The sequence below is a fragment of the Pseudoalteromonas sp. SG43-8 genome, from assembly GCF_014164245.1.
GTDB lineage: Bacteria > Pseudomonadota > Gammaproteobacteria > Enterobacterales > Alteromonadaceae > Pseudoalteromonas > Pseudoalteromonas distincta.
Map to the genome: position 1 here is coordinate 203,235 of NZ_JACJEX010000004.1, position 21,628 is coordinate 224,862.

A 21,628-nucleotide genomic window follows, 5' to 3' on the forward strand; every position below is an offset into this window, starting at 1 on the left:
CACCTAATAGCTGTGTTATTTATTGCTAACGATAAATAACACAGCGGTAAAATTCAGTTCATACAACACAAGATTGAGTGACAGGTCTTCTCTCCTAACTGCCTATCAATTGTACTCTACAACCCGTTATTTAATCGTTTTTGCTTATTTATTTTTTACTGTTTTTGGCTGGCTTAATAGGTTTTATAAATATATGATATTGATAATTATTTGCATTAAAAGGTTTTGAAGGTGTGTATGAAAAAGTCTATCTTAACTCTGGCGTTAGTTACGGGTTTGAGTGGTTGTAGCACAACAACTGTGCCGCCTGATAAAAGCTCATCGCTTTATTACACTGCGCTTTATAATGCACAAGCAAAGCCTGTTAGCTCTTTATTATTAGAGCCCACGCTATTAAATGCCGATGTGGTTTTAGTAGGTGAATGGCATACGCACCCGGGTGTGCATTTATTTCAGGCTGAGTTATTTGAGCAATTAAGTAGAGTCAATAAACGCACTGCCCTGTCGCTTGAGCAGTTTAGCCGCGCCGATCAGCCTATTTTAAACCAGTATGTTAAAGGTGAAATTGGCGAGCAGTACTTAATTGATAACACCCAAGCGTGGCCTAACTACAAAAGTGATTACCGTGCGTTGGTAGAGCTGGCTAAAGCGAACAATAGCGATGTAATCGCTGCCAATGCCCCTAAAAATATAGTCACCTGTATTGGCAGGCAAGGCATAAGCTACCTAAATAAACTTGATGAAACACAGCAGAGCTATATTGCAGCCGCTATTGATACGTCCCCCAGTGATTATAAACAACGCTTTATGGCATCAATGCACCACGGCTCGCCGAGTCAAAACGAGAATTATTATGCTGCGCAAGTTACCTGGGATGAAACCATGGCGGAGTCTATCGTTAACTATTTAAATAATCATAAAGATGCGCAAGTAATGCATATAGCGGGCGATTTTCATGTAAAAAATGGCGAAGGTATAGCGCGTGTTATTAAGCGTTTAGCACCAGAGTTAAATGTTGTGTGGATATCGCCGGTAACAAGTGTGCAAGCTAATCAAAGTGGGTACCAATTGCAGGTTAACCCTTTGCCACCTCGTTATGTGCAAAAAGCGCATCAACAAGCGGCTTTTAAAGCGTTAGGCAAGCGAAGTGAGCGAGGCGAGCAAACAGCTTGCTTATAAAATAACGACATAGTTGATGAATTTCTTAACCAGGGCTCAGGTTAACTATGTCGTCATGTATTTAGTTTAGTTATTTCGGGCTTGGTTGGTTAGCTCAACCAGCGCTTTACGTACCTCTAACGGGCTGTTGCACTGGGTTTTAAAATTAATAAAGTAATTACGCTTTTGGCTTTGTATATAAAAACCAGTGGGTAATAGGCCGCTCATTATTGGGGTGTTATCGGCTACGCCGTAGTGCTGCATTAATATGAGCGACATAGCATCTTGGTGATCTTCATTCATATGGTTAATCATGCTTTGCTGTTGGCTTTCATCCCAGTTTTTTGCCTCGCCCTGCCACTCGATTTGTTCAAGCCAAAATATTTTGCCAAAGCCGCCAATGTAACGCACTCGCACTACTTCTAATTGCCATAACTGAAAGTCGTGCGCATTGCGATAGCTAGCGGCTTCGGGGTATAGGGCAATATAGTTATCAAGTAAAGTGTGTGCTTGCTCACTTGTCACAATAGAGCCATCGCCTACGAGTGTTACGCGGCCGTGCTCGTTTTGATCGCCGTAGTCGGCGGCATCATATACAGTTAGGCTCATACGAGAGTCGTGCTTTAGATTTTTAGTGTGCTGGGCTATATCGCTAATAAAAAAGTAAACACGGCCTTGTTCGTCGCACATATAGGGGGTTACTGAGCCAAACGGGTAACCGTGTAAATTATTAGAAATGGTCGACATGACACCGGCATTGGTTTTGTAAACCAAGGTGCGTGCATCGTTTAAAGCTTGCTCTCTCATAAAAACTCCTGACGTTGAGAAAAAACCATGGGTGCATCGTTATAAGGATGAGGGTTTACGTGCAGTTTCATGGCATACATTTGTTGTAAGTTTTGTTCAGTTAATACGGTGTTTATAGGCCCACTTTGCAGCACTTTTTTGTTGTGCAGTAAAATAGCATCGGTTGCATAAAGGCTGGCCAAATTTAGATCGTGTATTGCAATAATGGCGCTGTTACCCTGCTCTACAAACGCTTTAACGCAGCTGAGCAAAGCATGTTGATGGCGCATATCAAGTGCAGATGTAGGCTCGTCGAGCAGCATTAGTTTTGGCTCGGCCGATTGTGTAAAAGCGTTTAGCTGCGCTAAAGTACGCGCCATATGTACGCGTTGTTGCTCCCCGCCCGAAAGCGCACTTACGCGGCGATTTAAATACTGGTTTAAATCCATAATAGCGGCGTATTTATGTACTTTTTCGCTTTGCATTTTTAATGACTCTACATACGGGTAACGGCCCATTGCAATAAGCTCAAATACAGTAAAATCAAACCCTACGTGGTTAGCTTGCATCATTACTGCGCGCTGTGTGGCTAGGCTTTTTTTAGCGTGAGCAGCCAGCGGCTTAGCATTAAAAAGTACATTGCCTGTAAAGGCATGCATACCAGCTAAGGTATGCAGCAAGGTAGATTTACCTGCGCCATTTTCACCAAGTAGTGCTACAAGTTGCCCTTGTTTGGCGCTGCCATTAATAGCGTTTAAAACGCTGTGATTATCAAAGCCAACGCTTAGATTGTTAAACGTGATCATGACCAACCTCGCTTATTTTTCACTATTAAATAAATAAACAATGGCGCACCCAATAATGCAGTAATAATGCCAATGGGTAGCTCTGATGGCATGATCACAATGCGTGCTAGCCAGTCAGAAAGTAGCAATACCACTACGCCAATTAGCATACAAAGCGGCAGCATATTACGTAAATGCGGCCCCACCATTAAGCGGGCAATATGCGGGACTACCAATCCAACAAACCCTATTAAGCCGGTAAGTGCCACAACCGCCCCTACTCCTAGTGCAACAAGTATAATTACATATAGTTTGAGCTTGTTGGTGTCTACCCCTAGGTACTGAGCTTGTGACTCGCCAATAAGGAGTAAGTTCATGGGCTCTTTTAACCGCCACAGGCCAATTAGGCTGATAAACAGTAACGGCGCAGCTTGAATAATCGTGCTCCAGCTTGCTCCGCCTAATGAGCCCATGGTCCAGTAATTTATTAATCGTAATGCACTGTCATCGGCAAAAAAGCTCAGTAGCCCAATAACCGCAAAGGCTAATGCGTTAATAGCAACCCCCACCAATATAAGTGTGGTGATATTAATTTGCCCTTGCTGCTTGGCAATAAAATATACCAGCGAGGTAACACCAAGCGCCCCTAAAAACGACGCATAAGGTAAATACAACTGCGCGTTAAAATTAAACTGCGCGCTAAGTGCTATAAACGCCACAGCAACCATAGCCGCACCTGCACTAATGCCAATAATAGATGGGTCGGCCAATGGGTTGCGGCACAGCGCTTGCGTTGACGCGCCTGTTTGGGCAAGCACCAACCCTACAAGCACTGCAAGGACAAAGCGTGGCAAACGTATTTGCATTACGACATTTATTTGCAGCGCATCAAACTGATTAAATCGCTCGGGCGCAAGCCAAGCAATGGCTAAACGCCAATCCCACCCTGCTGGCCCGTACCCCATGCTAAGTAGCGCCAAAGCAAAAATACACACAGAGGCTAATAGCATCCATTTATGGGTTTGGCTAAGTGTTACAGGGTTAAAACGGTTCAATGTTAGGGTGTTCATAAGCGGGTTTTATACTCGTTAAGCTCATTAATTGCTGTGGCTATACGCGGCGACATGCCAAGCGAAAGTAGGCTATCCATTACAAGTAAGTTACAGGTTTGCGCCGCTTTTAATAAGTGTAGTGTAGGTTGCTCACAAAAAGCCTGCTTACCGCCAAGGCTTTGTACAACGTGGGCTGGGGCTACTAAAAAGTCGGGCTGATTTATAGCCAGTACTTCACTATTTATTGCTTTAAAGCCTGAATGCGTAGCGCCTATATTAGTAATGCCTGCATAGCTAAATAATAAATTAGGGACGGTTTCTTGCCCTGCGGCAACAAGCCCGCGCTCATTAGCTGAGAGTAAAAATAGCGCGCTGTGTGTTTGCGCTTTTGCTTTTTCAGGTAACGATTTTGTAATGTGCGTAATAAGTGTTTGTGCTTTTTGCTTAGCGTTTAAATCGTCACCTAAGCGTTTTATTAGCTCAAGTAGCTCGTTAACTGAGGTCGGCTTTTTATAATGAATTAGCTTAACTCCTGTTGCCTCAATTTGCTTAAGTGCTTGGCTTCGCCCTGCGCCTTCAAGCGCTAACAAGCTGGTTGGACGCATTGAAAGTACGCCTTCTGCAGCTAAATCGCGATAATAGCCCACTTGCGGTAATTGCGTGGCTTGGTGCGGGTACATGCTCGATTGATCAACAGCTACAAGGGTATTTTGTTTGCCTAGCGCATAAATTATTTCAGTAAGGGTGCCGCCAGCGCTAATAACGCGCTCTTGTGCAAGTGCAGATTGGGCCATTAAAGCAAACAATATAAATAGGTATTTCATTACACACTCCGGTTTTATTTTTTGGCTATTATAACTAGTTAAATCTAAATGAAAATGATTATCATAATTAATTGATCTTGTTTTGACTTAGTTGTAACATCTTCGCCATAAATAATAACTATTATCATTTGGAGTTAAAATGAATCCCTCTGCGTTTAGAGTTACTGCTATAGCAACCTTACTACTCGGCTCGGGCACTGCCATTGCCGAAAACATAATTGACGATCATATTGTTGTAAGTGGCTCGCGCTTTGAGCAAAAACTTAAAGATGTAACAGGCTCAGTCACTGTTATTACCGAGCAAGACATAGAGCGTCAGCTAGCTGTAGATTTACAAACCATGTTTAAGTACGACCCAAGCATTGCAACGACAGGCAGTGGCGCAGGCGCGCAAACACTTACAGTACGTGGTGTTGGTGGTAACCGGGTTGTATTTATAAAAGATGGCCGACGCACCAACGATGGTTATGCAGGTGGAGGGGGCTATTTAGTTGGCCGTAATTATTTTGACGTAGCAGGTGTAAAACAAGTAGAAGTAGCCAAAGGTGCTGCATCGTCATTATATGGCTCTGATGCACTTGGTGGCATTGTGGTTATAACCACTAAAGATCCTAGTGATTATTTAAAAAATAACAGCAGCTTTGTAAAAATGGCGCTTGGGTATCAAGGTCAAAGTAATCAAGTTGCCGCCGATATTACTGCGGCAAAAGACTTAGGCGACTTTGCAGTAAGCGCCGTGTATAGCCACCGTGATAGCGAAGAAGTACAAAACTATGACGAAAACTTACCCGGTTATGATGCTAAGTCGGATGCTTTATTAGTTAAATTTGAGCAACAGCTTGATGAAAAACGCACACTTAAATACACCCTTGATTACTTTAATCAAACAACTGAGCAAGTAATAACCCCCGCTGTTCAAGAAACCGAAGAAGATGACTCGAGTTGGTCACTGGCGCTCGATTACCATTCAGAAGTAGCAACCGCCGCGTTTGATAAATGGTATGGGCAAGTGTCTTACAGTAGTTACGAGCAACAAAGCGATCAAATTAGTGGCGCAAGCACCTACACCGATTATAACGACTATCGTTTTGAGCAAAATATTTTAGGTTTAAAAGCGGTATTTAATAAAGGGTTTAACGCAGAGAGTGCCGATCATGAAGTGGTATACGGGATTGATATAGACTTATACGACACCACCCGCCCACGTTTTAAAAACCGTATTTTAGCCGATGGCACTGTTGATTTTACAGACCAAAAACAAAAAGCATTCCCGGGAGCTGATACCTCTTTAATTGGCGCTTATGTACAAGACAGTATTTCGTCTAATAACAGCGCGTGGTCGGTTATTGCAGGTATGCGATATGATTACTACACCCTAGAGGCTAAAAATGATGAGCTATACGCCGATGCGCAGCTTGGTGATATTACCGAATCTGCTTTTTCGCCTAAGCTAGGTGCTATATACCAAGTGGATGATAACTTGTCGTTGTACGGGCAATACGTACGAGGCTTTAAAATACCACCACACGACCAAGCCTATCAAAGCCACGGCGTTGAACCGTTTTATCAAATATTACCAAACGCCGATTTAGACCCTGAAAGCAGTGATTCTTTTGAGCTTGGGCTAAGATACGCCAGCAGCGATATTAGCGTAAATTTAAGTGCTTTTTATGCAGCATACGATGACTTTATAGAAACCGCCGTAGTGGGTGTTGAGCCAACGTACATTCCTGGCGTAAACAAAACGCTGTATCAGTACCAAAATATTAGCGAAACACAAATAAGCGGTGTGGAAGCCGGAATTGCCATGTATGTAGCTGAAAATATACTACTAGAGGCAAACGTGGCTTACGTTGATGGTGAAAATAAAGAAACCGATCAGCCACTTACCAGCATTAGCCCGTTAAATGGCTCAGTATTGTTAAGTACAGAACAGGGTAATATTAACTGGACCGCCGCGTTGCGTTTGGCTAAATCGCAATCGGATGTAGTACTTGATACAAACGGTAATAAAACTACGCAAGGACATGGCTACGGCGTTGTTGATTTATACGCAAACTACGAATGGCAAGCGTGGCAGCTAAATGTAGGTGTACTTAACTTGCTCGATAAAGAATATGTACCTTTTGAGTTGATTGCAGGTCAATCACAAGCTGCTGATTTTAGCCAATACACCCAACCTGGGCGTAACTTTTCAGCCAAAATAAGCTATGAGTTTTAATTAGCTCCTAGAAAATTAAATAGCAACAAACGCTGCATGAAGCTGCAGCGTTTGTTGAGTTTATTTTTAAGATGACACCAACCTAATTTTTTATTTATTGATTCCTAGATTCTAATTGGAAGTGCACCACCTAATTCATTATGGCTAAAGTACAAAATTAACGGTGGGTGTCATCTCAAAATTTCATCTTAAAATTTACTAAAAACAAAGCAACACTTTATAAAACCAGCGATTTAAAGCCAAAATCACTGGTTTTATAAATTAATTAACTGCAAAGTCTTTTGTTTCTAAATAGCTTGGTACGGTTTTAAAACATGCCTCTAGTTTGCTTTTAAGCGCAGTGCTTATCGAAGCATCACACTTCAATTTTCCGTTATATTTACTCATAGTAAGCGGTACTAAGCTTAACGAGTCATAGCTTGGCTTGCTTTGTATTTTATGAATTACTAAACCTTGCTGCTCTGTTAGCTTTATTAATGCAAACACATTTTTTTGTGCTTGATTAGTCGTTATTTTTTCAACATATAGCGGGTTTTTAAAGGTTAGCTTTGTAGTAAAAAGTGCGTTGCCACCGCGTTCAAAATGGTCGTTAAATACAGTTACATTTAAGGTGGGTGTCTTTTTATTTATTAATAAATTTAGGTCAAATTTGGTTGGTAAAATAGTGATCTGTTCTTGCTCGTCTGCTGCTTTATTTAAAATATTTTTGATTGTTTTTAAATGGGTGTCATCCGTGGTTACTTCATACACTATTTGGTAGTTGTGTGGAGGGGCGTATAAAGGCATGTGGCTGGCAAGTACTTTATCGCCGGCTAAAATAAGCGCCATACCATGGAAGCCATTATAGCTGTGGGTTTTGTGTGAATTGTGTTGAGGTGTATTTGCGTGCGCTGCACTCGATAATAAAATAAAAAATAGCAGTATGTGTTTCATGTTATTGCAGGCCCTGCCATTTTACTCAAAAGTGGCGTTAAAAAGCTGCTTACACCTCTTAGCAACCTGCCTTGCTCTGTGCGTATTAATAATGTATTTGAAGGTGAAGCCATAAGCCAAGTTGCATCAGGTTCGGCGCATATTGCGCTAGTTACTCGCGAGGCATTAAGCAACAGCTCACATACTAATTTAGTGGCGGTTGACGTATTTAATACTGAGTTTAGTGTAGCTGCGTCTCCTTCACATCAGCTAGTACAAAAAGGCTCTTTAACACTCAATAAAAACCAATTACTACAGCTGTCTTTTGCATGCCCGTTGTTTTCACCACTGTGCGGCCTTGAACAAGGTATTGGCTCCGACGGCTGGCAAGATGAAATAGCCCCGCGCAATATTGTATTTAGATGTAGCGATTACAGCACATTAATAGAGGTGGTACAAAGTGGCTTGGCGTTGGCATATTTACCAAATTTCGTGATTGATGATTTAGGTCTTAAAAAATTAACTGTAAAGGGGGTTAACAGTCGCTACAGCGAAGACATAGTAATGATTTACAAACCATCAAAAGCTGATGGCTGGCTTAATAAACTCATGCACTCTTTGTAGATAATTTATCAATTTAAGTTCAATGCAAAGTATTACTTAGCTAAGCAGTGGTTAGCTAATATCAGCAACAATGCACTGATTACGGCCATGTTCTTTTGCATGGTAAAGTGCTTTGTCAGCACACTTGTAAACTTGGTCTATGTCGTTACTGTGCTCAGGCCAAGTTGCAATCCCAATAGAAATTGTTATAAAGCCGATAGTTTCCATATTTGTAGACTCAACAGTTTCACGTAGTCGCTCTGCTATTTTTAGCGCACTTTGGCTGTTTTCATTAGGCAAGACAAGTACAAATTCTTCACCACCTATACGTGCTACGATATCGTCTTTTCGAGATAATTTTTTGATAATATCAGTAAGCGATTTAAGAGCTTCATCTCCTTTATCATGGCCAAAGGTATCATTAACTCGCTTAAAGAAATCGATGTCTATTTCTAAAATAGCAAATGGAGTTTGCTTAAACATCAATTGGTTTAATAAACCGTTTAAACTCCTACGGTTATGAGTATCAGTTAGGGGATCTGTTTGCGCATCATGACGAAGCTGACCTATCTGCATTTGCAAAGTATTAACTCCATTGAGCATTGCAATTTTTAGTCTTTGGCTTTCAAAGTACCAAGATTTAACACTTTTTAGCTCTTCAATACTTGTTGGATCGTCAAGTGTATTTGCTTTGTCTGCTAGTTGTTTTAAAGGCCTGGAAATAAAGTGAGCAAAAAAACCGATTAAAAGAAACGTAATAACAGCCATCGGTAATGTACGTTTTATTACTTCAGTTATGAGTAAATCAAGTGACGAAAGCGTTGCTCTTACAGGGCGCTGAGCGACAATTACCCATTTTGCTTTAGGCACGGAGGAAAAGCCTGCTAGCATTTCTATCTCTTGGCTATTTTTAACAATAGAAGTACCGCTTTGGCCTGTAATCATATTATTAGTGATTGAATTATTTGTGACGACTGTCCCTATTAGTGCCTGATCTGGGTGATAGAGAATTCGCCTACTGGCATCGACCACATAAATATATGTTCCACCCTCATAATAATGCTGCTCTAACAAGCTATTTAAAATATTACGCTCCTTTAGATAAAGGGAGCCACCAATATAACCAAGGTAATCTCCACTTTGATCAAACAAAGGATGAGAAATAAAAACAATAAAGTTCCCAGCAGCCGACATATAAGGCGCGCTGATTAATGGTCTTTTTTTTTGTAGCGCTTGTACAGCGCCAGGTGAGTGGATTGATTCACCAATAAGTTGCGGAAATTTAGGAGAAGTTGCGACAACAACACTATGCTTATTAATTACAACCGAGTTAAAGCTATTCGTTTGTAAGTGTAAGCGGGTCGCTTCTTGGTTTAATAAATCTTCATCATCAACTCTTTGCTCTATTTTTTTAGCTGAATAGGCCAGTTGTTGCATTGCGGATTCTAAAAAATTATCTGTTGCTGATGCCAGTTTATTGGCATAAGCATAGTTACTTTTTAGCGTGTAAGCCGTTAACTGCTCCTTTTGTACTTGGTAGGTAGAATAAAAGCTACTTACTAAAGTACTAATAGAAGCCGTAATAGCTAAAAGCAAAATCAGAAATCGAAGATTTAAAGCCGTTAATAATTTTTTTCGCAAACGTATGCCATCCTAAGTACAGGTATTCAGTACCCGAACCTATAATTGTATATAAAGCCCGCAATTATACCCTCTTGAAAATTTATTATCTAATATTAACAAAGCCATAAAAAATATAACTAAATATAACTTTTCGCTAATAGCAAAATTATAAATTTTCTTTAACTTTTACAATACGTTATTGGTTCCTCTGCAAAAAATCATTCTTTTGCAGTTACCTCAAAAAGTAGTTAAGCTGCTTACACTTATCTACTTTTTAGCTTTGGAGTGTGTTTTGCTAAATAAGTGTATTGTATCGTCTATCGTTTTTTTATCTGGGTGCTTAATGCCATTACAATCCTCGCTTGCTAAACCCGTGCTTTCTCTTGAACAACAACTTGGGCAAAAGCTAATACTCGACTTTCGTTACTTCTGCCAGCAAGGAGTAAGTAATAAATGCCGAACTCCAATGACCGAGTTACCTAATGAACTCGCTACCGCTATTGCAAAATACGATATTGGTGGGGTAATTTTATTTTCTGAAAACACTCAATCGATAGAGCAAACAATTACGCTTAATAGCCAATTGCAGTCGGCAGCAAGTAAGTCTAGTAGTAAGCTGCCGCTATTTATATCAATAGATCAAGAAGGCGGACGTGTAGCGCGTTTACCACGCGATGTTGCCACCTCATTTACCGGCAATATGTCGATTGGCGCAACCTACAAAAAACACGGTATAAGCTTTGCTACAAAAACAGCAACAGTAATAGCTAAAGAGCTAAATTCGCTGGGTATAAATGTAAACTACGCGCCCACGGTTGATGTAAACATGAATCCCGACAACCCAGTTATTAACGTACGATCGTTCGGTGAAAACCCAGCATTAGTGAGTAAATTGGGCGCCGCACAGGTTGCAGGATTTGAAAGCAATGGCGTGATTACCTCGTTAAAGCACTTTCCGGGTCACGGCGATACAAACGTAGATAGCCATACAGGCTTGCCTAAAGTAAACCATGCAAAAGAAGTTATTTACGAGCAAGACCTAGCACCGTTTAAACACATTATCGCCAAGCAAAACCCAGGTATGATAATGACGGCGCATATTCAATATCCCGCGCTCGATAGCACAACGTTTATAAGTGTTAATGGCAAAACGATGATAAAACCGGCAACAATGTCGCGCGCAATCATTACTGACATTTTACGTGGCGAGCTTAATTACCAAGGAGTTGTAGTAACTGATGCGCTTGATATGGCTGGTATTAGTAACTTCTTCACGCCAACTCAAGCGGTAATAAATACATTTGCCGCTGGAGCTGACATTGCCCTAATGCCTATTGAAATTAGAACACCAGATGATTTAAATAAACTCGATGATCTTATTAAAGATCTTGTTGCAGCGGTTAAATCAAACCAACTTGATGAGCAAGAAATAGCACAATCGGCACAGCGTATAATTACACTTAAAAATAAATTTAGATTAAGCACTAATTTTGACCCTATTACCGCGCTCATAAATGCAAAGCAAACAATTGGCAGTGCAGCACATCGCGAAATAGAAGCGCAGCTTGCTGTAGAGGCAATAACGCAGGTTAAAAATAATAACAGTACTTTGCCGCTTAATTTAAAAGCAGGAAGTAATATTCATATTATTATGCCCGACACGCGTAAATGTATGGCAATGCAGCAAGCAATTGAAGCTATCAGCCAGCAGAAAATTAACTATAGCTGTAGTAGTTTACAAGGGTTTAATCCAGCACATGCAAAAGCACAAATACAGGCTGCTGATGTAGTTATCGCCGGTAATGCAACGCCTAATCAAAGTGCGGTCGAAATTGGCGGTATGGATGATTTAATAGATGATTCAAATTTTGCACTTAATAATGCAGAGCAGCCAAAAGCACTTGAGTCATTATTAAAAGTGGCAAAGCAGAGTAATAAAAGCACTGTATTTATAAGCCTAAGAGCACCTTATGACATTGCTAAATTTGGCGATTATGCAAATGCCGTACTTGCATCGTATGCATATAATATTGATATAGATAAAAACGATATTGTGTCTGGTCCTGCTTTTACCGCACTTGCAAAAGTGTTACTAGGAGAAGCACCGGCTAACGGCGTATTACCTGTCACAATAAAACCGCAAAAGGTGCACTAATATGAAGCTCAATTGTGACTTAGGCGAAAGCTTTGGCGCGTGGAAAATGGGGCTAGACGATGACGTTATGCCACATATTGATATGGCTAACATTGCGTGTGGGTTTCATGCAGGTGACGCCGACGTAATGGCAAACACTCTTGTACTTGCCAAACAACATAACGTACAAATTGGTGCTCACCCAAGCTACCCAGACAAGCAGGGCTTTGGTAGACGCTCAATGGTACTTAGCGAAAAAGAGCTTACAAATTGCCTGCACTATCAAATAGCCGCTATTGAGGGGATGGCAAAAGTACAAGGTTTAACACTTAGCTATGTAAAACCCCACGGCGCACTTTATAACGACATGATGGCAAATGATCAAATATTACAAACCGTTATAAATGCAATCGCCAGCTACCCAATAGATTTAAAGCTAATGATTTTAGCGACTAAAAATGCCAATAAGCACATTCAAATAGCTAAAGATTCAGGAGTTGATCTAATACTTGAGGCATTTGCCGATAGGCAGTACACCGACGACGGGCATTTAGTGTCACGAACACTTGAGGGTAGCGTTCACAACAAAGCTGCATTACTAAAACAAGTAACTCAGCTTTTATCCGATGGCAGCGTGACAACACAAACTGGAAAAAAACTAACGCTCAACGCCCATAGCTTATGCGTACATGGCGACAATGCTGATGGCATAGCGCTTATAAAAGACATAAAAGCCCTGTGTAACTCAGCTAACTAAACACTTTTATACAACCACAAATAGAAGCTGTAAACCCCCTTTACAGCTTTAACTCATAGATTTAAATAAGAGCTTCATCGCATCCTACTGTTAATTTAATAATCCCTAACATATAACTACTTAGCAAATTAAAAAAAGTAACAACAGGGATAAAAATGAAAAAGCTTTTAACACTTAGCCTCATTTTGGGCTGTAGCAATTTAGCCTACGCTGAAACAAATACACTACAACTGCAAGACGTGTTTAATTTAGAATATGCTAATCAAATAGATATAACCGAAGACGGTAAAACTGTTTATTTTGTGCGTAACCGAATGGATATAAAAACAGATCGCAAAGTTGGTAATATTTGGTCTGTTGATTACAAAACCAAACAAATGCAGCCGCTAACCTCTGGCGTACATATGGATTATTCGCCAGTACTCTCTCCTGATGGTCAACGCCTTGCGTTTATATCAACCCGCGATGGCAGCAGCCAAATATATATTAAATGGCTTAAAACAGGTGCTATGGCAAAAATTAGTAACTTAACGAGTAGTCCACGTTCGATTACATGGAGCCCTGATTCTAACCAATTAATATTTAGCATGTTTGTTCCAAGCGCTAATTCAGCGCCAGTGAGCTTACCAGGTAAACCAAAAGGCGCAACCTGGGCAGAGCCCGCCAAATTTATTGATGATGTGTATTACCGTTCAGATGGTGGCGGTTACACACAAAAAGGTTTTAGCCAATTATTTTCCATAGATGCTAACGGAGGTAATGCTAAACAACTCACTGATGATGAATTTGATAACGCGGGCGATGTAAGCTTTAGTAAAGACGGTAAATCACTTTATTTTTCTGCGAACAGGCACACAAACAACCAGCTAAAACCCACAAATAGTGAAATTTATAAACTCGATTTGGCCTCGCAAAATATAACTGAAATTACTGATCGAAATGGTCCTGATGAACAACCTAAAGTATCGCCCGATGGTCGTTACTTAGCGTACACAGGTTATGACGATAAACGCACTAATTACGAAAATGCTCAACTTTATATTCGTGATTTAAAAACAGGTAACACAACTAGCTTAACGCCAAATTTTGATAGAAGCGTAGGTCAAATAAAATGGAGTGCCAATTCAAAAGGTGTGTACTTTAGTTACGCCGATAAAGGTCAAACCGCCCTCGCCTATCAACCACGCAGTGGCAAGCGTAAAATAATAACAACCCAAATTGGCAGCGTTGCCTTTGGACGCCCTTATTCTGGTGGCGACTTTGATGTAAGCGAAGATGGCGAAGTAGCCTTTACCCTTGCCGATACTCAGCGCCCTGCTGATATAGCAACAATTAAACGCGGTAAAGCGCAGCGTTTAACTACCCTTAATGCAGATGCACTGGGCGACAAAGCTTTGGCTAAAGTGGAAGAAATTTGGATTAAATCAAGTCACGATGAGCTACCAATCCAAGGTTGGGTTGCTTACCCACCAGAATTTGATAGCAGTAAAAAATATCCGCTAATACTAGAAATACACGGCGGCCCTGTCGCTAATTATGGCCCACATTTTAGCGCTGAAATTCAACTTTTTGCAGCCAAAGGCAATGTCGTTTTATACATGAACCCACGTGGTAGTGATTCATACGGTAAAGAGTTTGCACAAACTATTCATCACAATTACCCAAGTAACGATTTTGACGACTTAATGACAGGTGTTGATGCGCTAATAGCGAAAGGCTTTATTGACGAGTCTAAATTGTTTGTAACCGGTGGCTCTGGTGGCGGTGTATTAACTGCATGGATTGTGGGTCATACAGATCGCTTTGCTGCGGCTGTAGTTGCCAAACCGGTTATTAATTGGATCAGTTTTGTACTAACTGCCGATTTTTACCCGTTTTTTGCTGATTATTGGTTCCCAGGTAAACCATGGGATCACATTGAGCATTACATGAAACGCTCGCCTATTAGCTATGTTGGAAACGTCAAAACTCCTACTATGTTGCTCACTGGGGAATCTGACTACCGAACACCAATTTCAGAAACTGAACAGTTTTATCAAGCATTAAAACTACAAGGCGTTGATACTGCAATGGTGCGAATTCCTGATGCATCGCATGGTATTACAGCTCGCCCATCAAACTTAATGACCAAAGTTGCTTATATTCAATGGTGGTTTGATAAACACACTAAATAACCTAAAATTAGTATAATATTTATAGCTCAAATAAAAGCCACTTTAAATAAGTGGCTTTTGTATTTATCGCCGTAGTATTCAAACTGTAAACCCCCTTTACACTTCTGTGACAGTTAAATATCGGACTTAGCTAAAACTTCAGTTAGTAAAATTTCGGTTTATAGCATTTTTTGCAACTTGAGTTGGTAAAAAATCGGTTTGAGTCACTGTTTATAGCCTATCAGTTAGTAAAATTTTGTTTTATCGTACGGAGAAGTTAGTAAAAAATCGGTTTATAAATTCGCTAAGTTTGTCTATTAAAGCAAAAATCAGTCACTTACCTGCCTTTTAAAGTTGTTGTAAACGCTTTTTACAGCAAAATCACCCCAAATATGCCCTTTTATGAAAGGTTAGTTAAACTCTGATCTGTAAATTCACTCAGGTAGTTAAATAGTGATCCAACATGATTTGGTTAACCTGAACTCTGGATAATAAATCTATCTCGAGCAGCTATTTTCAGCCCTAACTGCGTTGAATTTACTTGCAATAGGCTAGCTATTGACGCGTAAATTCGCCTTGTTTTGACTGAAAATCTCTGGCTAGAAAAAAAATTCAAATATCACCATGATTCAATACGTTAGTAAATCTCTTAACCAGAGCTCAGGTTAGTTAAAATCTGATCTAAATAAAAATTAAAACAATAAAAAAGGGCCTATTGGCCCTTGAGTAACACTATCTAGTTAGGAATTAAAACTGGTTCATGGTGTTGTCTTCACCACCGGCTTTTAGCGCGTTATCACCAGAGAAGTATTCTTTGTGTGTATCGCCCATGTTAGACCCTGCTAGGTCTTGGTGCTTAACAGAAGCTTGCTCGCGGCGAATTTCTTGGCGTTGTACATCACGCACGTAAGCCAGCATACCCATATCGCCAAAGTAACCTTCTGATAAAATATCAGTGCTTAGCGCAGCTGTATGGTACGTAGGCAGAGTAATTAAGTGATGGAAAATACCTGCTTCACGTGCGCCATCGCGCTGGAAGTTTTGCACTAGTAAATCGGCTGCTTGTGCAAGCTCTGTTGCATCCATTTCTGGTGCCATAAGGCCTTTATTATCGCCAAGGCTTGGGTAAGCACTAAGGTCACGGCCAGCTTCTTCCCACTCTTGATACACTTGCTCACGAAACTTAAGGGTCCAGTTAAACGAAGGCGAGTTGTTGTATACCAGTTTTGCATTTGGCACCTGTTCTTTTACACGATTCACCAGTTCTGCAATTTGTTTAACATGTGGTTTTTCTGTTTCAATCCACAGTAAATCAGCGCCCGACTGCAAGCTAGTAATACAATCTAATACTACGCGGTCTTTTTCAGTGCCTTCGCGGAACTGGTATAAACCGTTATCTAGGCGAGTTGGTTTACATAACTGGCCATTAATTTTCATTGCCGTATCGCCTTCATTTAAATCATCAACACCGTTAATTGGCGTAGTTTCTAAAAATGCATTGTATTGGCTTGCTAAATCACCTGGTGTTTGCGACACAGGTACTTTTTGAGTAAGGCTGGCGCCTAATGAATCTGTACGCGCCACAATAATGCCGTTATCAATACCTAGCTCTAAAAAGGCGTAACGTACTGCGTTAATTTTTGCTAAAAAGTCTTCGTGTGGAACGGTCACTTTACCCGCTTGGTGACCACATTGTTTGGCGTCAGATACTTGGTTTTCTATTTGAATGGCACATGCACCGGCTTCAATCATTTTTTTAGCCAGTAAGTAAGTTGCTTCTTCGTTACCAAAACCGGCATCAATATCAGCAATAATTGGCACCACATGGGTTTCAAAGTTGTCTATTTTATCAATAACAGCTTGAACATCGCCGCCGTTCGCTTTTGCTTCATCTAGGTCGTTAAACAAGTGATCTAGTTCACGTGCATCAGCTTGCTTTAAAAACGTGTAAATTTCTTCAATTAGCGCAGGTACCGATGTTTTTTCATGCATGCTTTGATCTGGCAGCGGACCAAATGCAGAGCGAAGCGCTGCAACCATCCAGCCACTTAAGTATACATAGCTGCGTTTAGTTGTTTTTTGATGGCGCTTAATAGCCATCATCATTTGTTGGGCAGTAAAGCCATGCCAACAGCCTAAAGATTGCGTGTACTGGCTTGTGTCGGCGTCATATGCAGCCATATCTTCACGCATTACGTCTGCTGTGTATTGCGCAATTTCAATCCCTGTGCGAAAACGGTTTTGTAAACGCATGCGACTTGCGTATTCAGGGTTAATAGCTTTCCATGCGCTGCCTTGTGTTTGGCAAAGAGTAGAAAGTGTGTCTGTTTCGCGTTGATATGTTGTCATAATAAAATCCTTCGAACGAGTGTGTAAATTATTTTAATGTTGTGAGAGTGGCTAGGAGTGTGTTCCGTAGCGCTTAATTCAACATTAGGCTCCTTTTCTAGATTTAGTAAATTTATAGTTGTTATTGTGGCTATACATTTTGTGAATGGCTAAAAAGCACTCAACATTGCCTTTTTGAGTTATTGTTGCCTTACGCACAAACACACAACAACATCGCGACCGTTTAAAGGAAGGCAACTATGTCCCACACTCTCACACATTCAGGACTCAGCGTAGACACACAACTCGCTGATTTCGTTAAAAATCAATTACTCCCTGGCACTCACTTAAGTGAGTCACAATTTTGGCAAAGTTTTGCACATATCGTTCAAACACTTACCCCTATTAATAAGGCACTGCTTGAAAAGCGAGAGCTGCTTCAACAGCAAATAGACGACTACCATCTTGCTAATAAAACCTGGGATAGCGCTAAATACCAAGCCTTTTTGCAAGATATTGGCTATTTAGTTAAAGAGCCTGCCAACTTTGAAATTGAAACCCAAAATGTAGAGCCCGAAGTGGCCCTTACAGCAGGCCCTCAGTTGGTTGTGCCTGTAAGTAATGCACGCTTTGCTCTTAATGCCGCTAACGCTCGCTGGGGCTCGTTATACGACGCCTTATATGGTACTGATGTGTTAAGCGAAGATGACGGGGCTGAAAAAGGTAATACCTACAACCCTGTTCGTGGTTTTAAGGTAATGGCCTACGCTCGCCAGTTTTTAGATAAAGCATTGCCGCTGACCAATGGCTCCCATATAGAAAGCACGAATTACTCAGTAGTAGATGGCGCACTTTTAATTACCTTGCGTGACAGCTCTCAAACCACATTAGCTAACCCATCTCAGCTTATTGGTTATCAAGGAGAAGCACAAAACCCTACTGTAGTGTTATTAAAAAACAATGACCTACATATAGAACTACATATCGATCACCACCACATTATTGGCCAAGCAGATAAAGCAGGCTTAAAAGATGTAGTGCTAGAGGCCGCGCTTACCACCATTATGGATTGTGAAGATTCAGTAGCTGCGGTAGATGCAGAAGACAAAGTACAAGTTTATAAAAATTGGCTTGGGTTGATGCAAGGTAACTTAGTTGAATCGTTTAAAAAAGGCGATAAAACTGTTGAGCGTACCCTACAAAGTGATAAAACATACACCGCACTTGATGGCGGCACCGTTACTTTAAAAGGCCGTAGCATGATGTTTGTTAGAAACGTTGGCCATTTAATGACGAACCCTGCTATTACCGATGTGTTTAATCAACCGGTATTTGAAGGCATTATGGATGCGATGTTTACAGCCACTGCTGCCCTGCACGACTTAAATAAAAAAACAGGTATCAAAAACTCAAGCGCGCAAAGTATTAATATAGTAAAACCAAAAATGCATGGCCCAGAAGAGGTGGCATTTACTAACACTTTATTTAGCTTAGTAGAGGAAGCGCTAAGCTTACCTAAAAACACCCTTAAAATGGGGATTATGGATGAAGAACGCCGCACTTCTGTAAACCTAAAAGCGTGTATTTACGCAGCTAAAGAGCGTGTTGTATTTATTAATACTGGATTTTTAGATAGAACAGGCGATGAAATTCATACCTCTATGCAAGCAGGCGTTGTACTTCCAAAAGCACAGATTAAGCAGCAAGCATGGATACAAGCTTATGAGGATCGCAATGTCGATATTGGCCTTGCTTGTGGCTTAAGTCATAAAGCACAAATAGGTAAAGGCATGTGGCCAATGCCAGATAAAATGGCATTAATGATGGAGCAAAAACAAGCTCACCCTAAATCAGGCGCTAATACAGCATGGGTGCCCTCCCCTACAGCCGCTACCCTGCATGCAATGCATTATCACGATATAAACGTATTTACTGAGCAGCAAAGTATTGCCAAACGTACTATTGCTAGCCTTAATGACCTGCTTACACCGCCGCTAATGGCAGACCCTAAAACGCTTTCAAAAGAAGATATTCAAAGTGAGCTTGAAAACAACGCACAAGGTATTTTAGGTTACGTTGTACGTTGGATTGATCAAGGCGTAGGCTGCTCTAAAGTACCTGACATTAACCATATTGGTCTAATGGAAGACAGAGCCACACTGCGTATTTCAAGCCAGCATATGGCTAATTGGTTGCTAAATGGCGTGTGCTCACAAGCGCAAATAAAATCAACAATGGCTAAAATGGCCAAAGTGGTTGATGGACAAAACGAGCATGACACTGCGTATACACCCATGGCAACAAGCGAAGAAACCCTTAATAACAGCATTGCCTATCAAGCCGCTACTGCATTAGTTTTAGAGGGCGTAACGCAACCTAGTGGTTACACTGAACCACTACTACATAGCTACCGTATAAAATATAAAGCACAAAAGTCGAATACGCTTTAACTGCTTAATCAAAGTTAAAATTAAGTACTAAACCAGCTTTTAAGCTGGTTTTTTATCGCCTAAAATTAGAATAACAGCACTTTTAAGGCATTTTAAAAATATATATTCAAATAAGCATAATACACATGAATATCTAACATTTATTCAAACGTAAAAAAGCGTGTTTTGCATACACAAAACACGCTTTTTAAAGCTTTAGCTAATTAAATCTAATTTTTTACAATGGCATTGTGATAAATATTTTGTACATCGTCACAATCTTCAAGCATATTTATAAACTTATCAAAGTTAGCAATAACTTCTTCGTCTTCAATTTCAATATTAACTTGAGGAATAAACGTAATTTCGTCTACTTCAAAGTTAATGCCTTCAAATGCGTCTTCAAGGGCTGTTTTAGCTTTAAAGTATTCTGTTGGCGGTGCAAATACCGATATTTTACCGTCCTCGGCTTCAACATCGCTAACATCAACATCAGCCATCATTAATGCTTCTAATACTATTTCGTCGTCATCACCCGCAAAGCCAAGTACCGCATAATGATCAAACATATGTGCTACACAGCCAGGAGTACCAATTTTTGAGTCTGTTTTAGTAAACGGTAAGCGTACATCTTTAATTGTACGGTTCGGATTGTCAGTTAAACAATCAACTATAACCATGCAATTACCAGGACCATAGCCTTCGTAACGGGCAACAGAGTAATCTTCCCCTGCGCCACCGGCTGCTTTTTCAATTGCTTTTTCAATAACGTGTGCGGGTACTTGGTCTTTTTTAGCTTTTTCGATTAGACGGCGTAGTGTTTGATTTACTTCGGGATCGGGATCGCCACTTTTTGCTGCAACGTAAATCTCTTTGCCGTACTTTGAGTTTACTTTTGTTTTTGCATTGGCTGTTTTGATCATAGAACTTTGACGAACTACAAATGCTCTGCCCATTTTGTGCCCCTAATGAATACGTTACGTTTTGCGGTATTTTACCAATTCAAAACGTATTGGGCTAGGAACAAACGTTATTTTGTAATTTAAATAACGTAGCACTTATTCTTAAATAAATTTAATAGCATGCTATTTAACATAACTCTATTTTTTCAGAATAACTCTCAACTAATGTCACTAATTCAACAAAGTCATGTAAAACGTAATCTGCCTGATCGGCATAAGCAGGCGTTGACTCTGGAGCGTATAAACACGCGCGCATATTTGCATTGTGCGCAGCTTGAATATCGTAAAGGTAATCGCCTACATAAAGTAAATTTCTGGCGTTAATGTTCCAAAGTGTAGCAATGGCATTTAAAGCGCTGGGATCTGGCTTTGCTGGGGCATCGCTTCGCGTTAAAACTGTGCTGATAGGGAGTGGATTATTTTGTAATTTAATTGCCGCTGCTTTATCAAAATTGCGAGTAACAATCGCCATCGGAATATTTTTAGACTTTAAAGCATGAATAGCTTCACTCACACCAGGTAATATACTGGCATGTTGTGCATCTATTAATTCGTGTTGGTGAACTATATTCATTGCCTCTTCACGCATATACGGTGAGGGCAACTGAGCAATGTAATCAAGTAAGTCTTGCTCGCAAGGGCAACCTATTTGGGCCTTTATTAATGCAAAATCTAATTCTGATGAAACCAATGTTCCATCTAAATCAAAAATCACTCCAAAAATAGCCTCAACCTGAGTAGTCATATCATTCCCTGAATTTAGTTATTACTAAATAAAATTTAAACATAAAATTCTCTACTGCTTATGCCCTAGGCCGGTAAATACAAAGCGATAAATGAAACTAACTATATTTAAATATTAATACGCACCATTATCAATCTATTGATAACAAAGTAATTT

Annotated in this window: 16 protein-coding genes; 7 read left to right on the forward strand and 9 right to left on the reverse strand. The window is 40.4% G+C overall.

Annotated features, from left to right (window positions below; all coding sequences use genetic code 11):
* Positions 1-237 precede the first annotated feature (237 nt).
* Entirely contained in the window at positions 238-1,179 is a 942-nt protein-coding gene (locus H5122_RS10355) for a ChaN family lipoprotein (RefSeq protein ID WP_182681912.1), read from the forward strand.
* 66 nt (positions 1,180-1,245) lie between these two features.
* Here H5122_RS10355 and H5122_RS10360 read toward each other — a convergent pair whose 3' ends face one another.
* Genes H5122_RS10360 through H5122_RS10375 form a run of 4 tightly spaced genes read right to left on the reverse strand, consistent with a single transcriptional unit; the run spans position 1,246 to position 4,605 of the window.
* Positions 1,246-1,965 (reverse strand): HugZ family protein, encoded by a 720-nt coding sequence (locus tag H5122_RS10360; RefSeq protein ID WP_182681911.1) that lies wholly within the window; start codon positions 1,963-1,965, stop codon positions 1,246-1,248.
* Positions 1,962-2,750 (reverse strand): heme ABC transporter ATP-binding protein, encoded by a 789-nt coding sequence (locus H5122_RS10365; protein ID WP_182681910.1) that lies wholly within the window; start codon positions 2,748-2,750, stop codon positions 1,962-1,964. The genes H5122_RS10360 and H5122_RS10365 overlap by 4 nt, the downstream gene beginning before the upstream one ends.
* Positions 2,747-3,799, reverse strand: a complete 1,053-nt coding sequence (locus H5122_RS10370) for an iron ABC transporter permease (protein ID WP_182681909.1) — start codon at positions 3,797-3,799, stop codon at positions 2,747-2,749. Before H5122_RS10370 ends, H5122_RS10365 begins: the two co-directional genes overlap by 4 nt.
* Positions 3,796-4,605, reverse strand: a complete 810-nt coding sequence (locus H5122_RS10375) for a hemin ABC transporter substrate-binding protein (RefSeq protein ID WP_182681908.1) — start codon at positions 4,603-4,605, stop codon at positions 3,796-3,798. Before H5122_RS10375 ends, H5122_RS10370 begins: the two co-directional genes overlap by 4 nt.
* A 139-nt stretch (positions 4,606-4,744) precedes the next feature.
* Here H5122_RS10375 and H5122_RS10380 point away from each other — a divergent pair, with 139 nt between their 5' ends.
* Positions 4,745-6,826, forward strand: coding sequence for a TonB-dependent hemoglobin/transferrin/lactoferrin family receptor (locus H5122_RS10380; RefSeq protein WP_182681907.1), 2,082 nt, complete (start codon positions 4,745-4,747; stop codon positions 6,824-6,826).
* Between the two features lie 261 nt (positions 6,827-7,087).
* Here the strand turns inward: H5122_RS10380 and H5122_RS10385 are convergent, their stop codons facing one another.
* Entirely contained in the window at positions 7,088-7,759 is a 672-nt protein-coding gene (locus H5122_RS10385) for a hypothetical protein (RefSeq protein ID WP_182681906.1), read from the reverse strand.
* Here H5122_RS10385 and H5122_RS10390 point away from each other — a divergent pair.
* Entirely contained in the window at positions 7,751-8,362 is a 612-nt protein-coding gene (locus tag H5122_RS10390; RefSeq protein ID WP_310736070.1) for a substrate-binding domain-containing protein, read from the forward strand. The genes H5122_RS10385 and H5122_RS10390 overlap by 9 nt on opposite strands.
* A 51-nt stretch (positions 8,363-8,413) precedes the next feature.
* Here H5122_RS10390 and H5122_RS10395 read toward each other — a convergent pair whose 3' ends face one another.
* Positions 8,414-9,937, reverse strand: coding sequence for a sensor domain-containing diguanylate cyclase (locus tag H5122_RS10395; protein ID WP_182682001.1), 1,524 nt, complete (start codon positions 9,935-9,937; stop codon positions 8,414-8,416).
* A gap of 370 nt (positions 9,938-10,307) precedes the next feature.
* On the opposite strand from H5122_RS10395, the gene H5122_RS10400 reads away from it, so the two are divergent.
* The 3 genes from H5122_RS10400 (at position 10,308) to H5122_RS10410 (ending at position 15,029) form a co-directional block, all read left to right on the forward strand.
* A complete protein-coding gene (locus tag H5122_RS10400) occupies positions 10,308-12,119 on the forward strand; it encodes a glycoside hydrolase family 3 protein (RefSeq protein ID WP_182681905.1) in 1,812 nt (603 codons plus the stop codon).
* Between the two features lies 1 nt (position 12,120).
* Positions 12,121-12,855, forward strand: coding sequence for a 5-oxoprolinase subunit PxpA (locus H5122_RS10405; protein WP_182681904.1), 735 nt, complete (start codon positions 12,121-12,123; stop codon positions 12,853-12,855).
* A gap of 155 nt (positions 12,856-13,010) precedes the next feature.
* The gene (locus tag H5122_RS10410) at positions 13,011-15,029 is read left to right on the forward strand and encodes a S9 family peptidase (protein ID WP_182681903.1); all 2,019 of its coding nucleotides are present in this window, start codon (positions 13,011-13,013) and stop codon (positions 15,027-15,029) included.
* A 726-nt stretch (positions 15,030-15,755) separates the two neighbouring features.
* On the opposite strand, the gene H5122_RS10415 is transcribed toward H5122_RS10410, so the two are convergent.
* Complete coding sequence (locus H5122_RS10415) at positions 15,756-17,357, reverse strand: isocitrate lyase (RefSeq protein WP_138490125.1); 1,602 nt, start codon at positions 17,355-17,357, stop codon at positions 15,756-15,758.
* Positions 17,358-17,596: 239 nt separating this feature from the next.
* On the opposite strand from H5122_RS10415, the gene H5122_RS10420 reads away from it, so the two are divergent.
* A complete protein-coding gene (locus H5122_RS10420; RefSeq protein ID WP_182681902.1) occupies positions 17,597-19,786 on the forward strand; it encodes a malate synthase G in 2,190 nt (729 codons plus the stop codon).
* A 209-nt stretch (positions 19,787-19,995) separates the two neighbouring features.
* Here the strand turns inward: H5122_RS10420 and H5122_RS10425 are convergent, their stop codons facing one another.
* The gene (locus H5122_RS10425; RefSeq protein ID WP_007583619.1) at positions 19,996-20,721 is read right to left on the reverse strand and encodes a YebC/PmpR family DNA-binding transcriptional regulator; all 726 of its coding nucleotides are present in this window, start codon (positions 20,719-20,721) and stop codon (positions 19,996-19,998) included.
* Positions 20,722-20,854: 133 nt separating this feature from the next.
* A complete protein-coding gene (locus H5122_RS10430) occupies positions 20,855-21,472 on the reverse strand; it encodes an HAD family hydrolase (RefSeq protein WP_007583617.1) in 618 nt (205 codons plus the stop codon).
* Between the last annotated feature and the right edge of the window lie 156 nt (positions 21,473-21,628).

What these genes read in the sequence shown, in the direction of transcription:
- H5122_RS10355 (WP_182681912.1), top strand. Translation starts at nt 238, where the DNA reads ATGAAAAAGTCTATCTTAACTCTGGCGTTAGTTACGGGTTTGAGTGGT.
- H5122_RS10360 (WP_182681911.1), bottom strand. Translation starts at nt 1,965, where the DNA reads ATGAGAGAGCAAGCTTTAAACGATGCACGCACCTTGGTTTACAAAACC.
- H5122_RS10365 (WP_182681910.1), bottom strand. Translation starts at nt 2,750, where the DNA reads ATGATCACGTTTAACAATCTAAGCGTTGGCTTTGATAATCACAGCGTT.
- H5122_RS10370 (WP_182681909.1), bottom strand. Translation starts at nt 3,799, where the DNA reads ATGAACACCCTAACATTGAACCGTTTTAACCCTGTAACACTTAGCCAA.
- H5122_RS10375 (WP_182681908.1), bottom strand. Translation starts at nt 4,605, where the DNA reads ATGAAATACCTATTTATATTGTTTGCTTTAATGGCCCAATCTGCACTT.
- H5122_RS10380 (WP_182681907.1), top strand. Translation starts at nt 4,745, where the DNA reads ATGAATCCCTCTGCGTTTAGAGTTACTGCTATAGCAACCTTACTACTC.
- H5122_RS10385 (WP_182681906.1), bottom strand. Translation starts at nt 7,759, where the DNA reads ATGAAACACATACTGCTATTTTTTATTTTATTATCGAGTGCAGCGCAC.
- H5122_RS10400 (WP_182681905.1), top strand. Translation starts at nt 10,308, where the DNA reads ATGCCATTACAATCCTCGCTTGCTAAACCCGTGCTTTCTCTTGAACAA.
- H5122_RS10405 (WP_182681904.1), top strand. Translation starts at nt 12,121, where the DNA reads ATGAAGCTCAATTGTGACTTAGGCGAAAGCTTTGGCGCGTGGAAAATG.
- H5122_RS10410 (WP_182681903.1), top strand. Translation starts at nt 13,011, where the DNA reads ATGAAAAAGCTTTTAACACTTAGCCTCATTTTGGGCTGTAGCAATTTA.
- H5122_RS10415 (WP_138490125.1), bottom strand. Translation starts at nt 17,357, where the DNA reads ATGACAACATATCAACGCGAAACAGACACACTTTCTACTCTTTGCCAA.
- H5122_RS10420 (WP_182681902.1), top strand. Translation starts at nt 17,597, where the DNA reads ATGTCCCACACTCTCACACATTCAGGACTCAGCGTAGACACACAACTC.
- H5122_RS10425 (WP_007583619.1), bottom strand. Translation starts at nt 20,721, where the DNA reads ATGGGCAGAGCATTTGTAGTTCGTCAAAGTTCTATGATCAAAACAGCC.
- H5122_RS10430 (WP_007583617.1), bottom strand. Translation starts at nt 21,472, where the DNA reads ATGACTACTCAGGTTGAGGCTATTTTTGGAGTGATTTTTGATTTAGAT.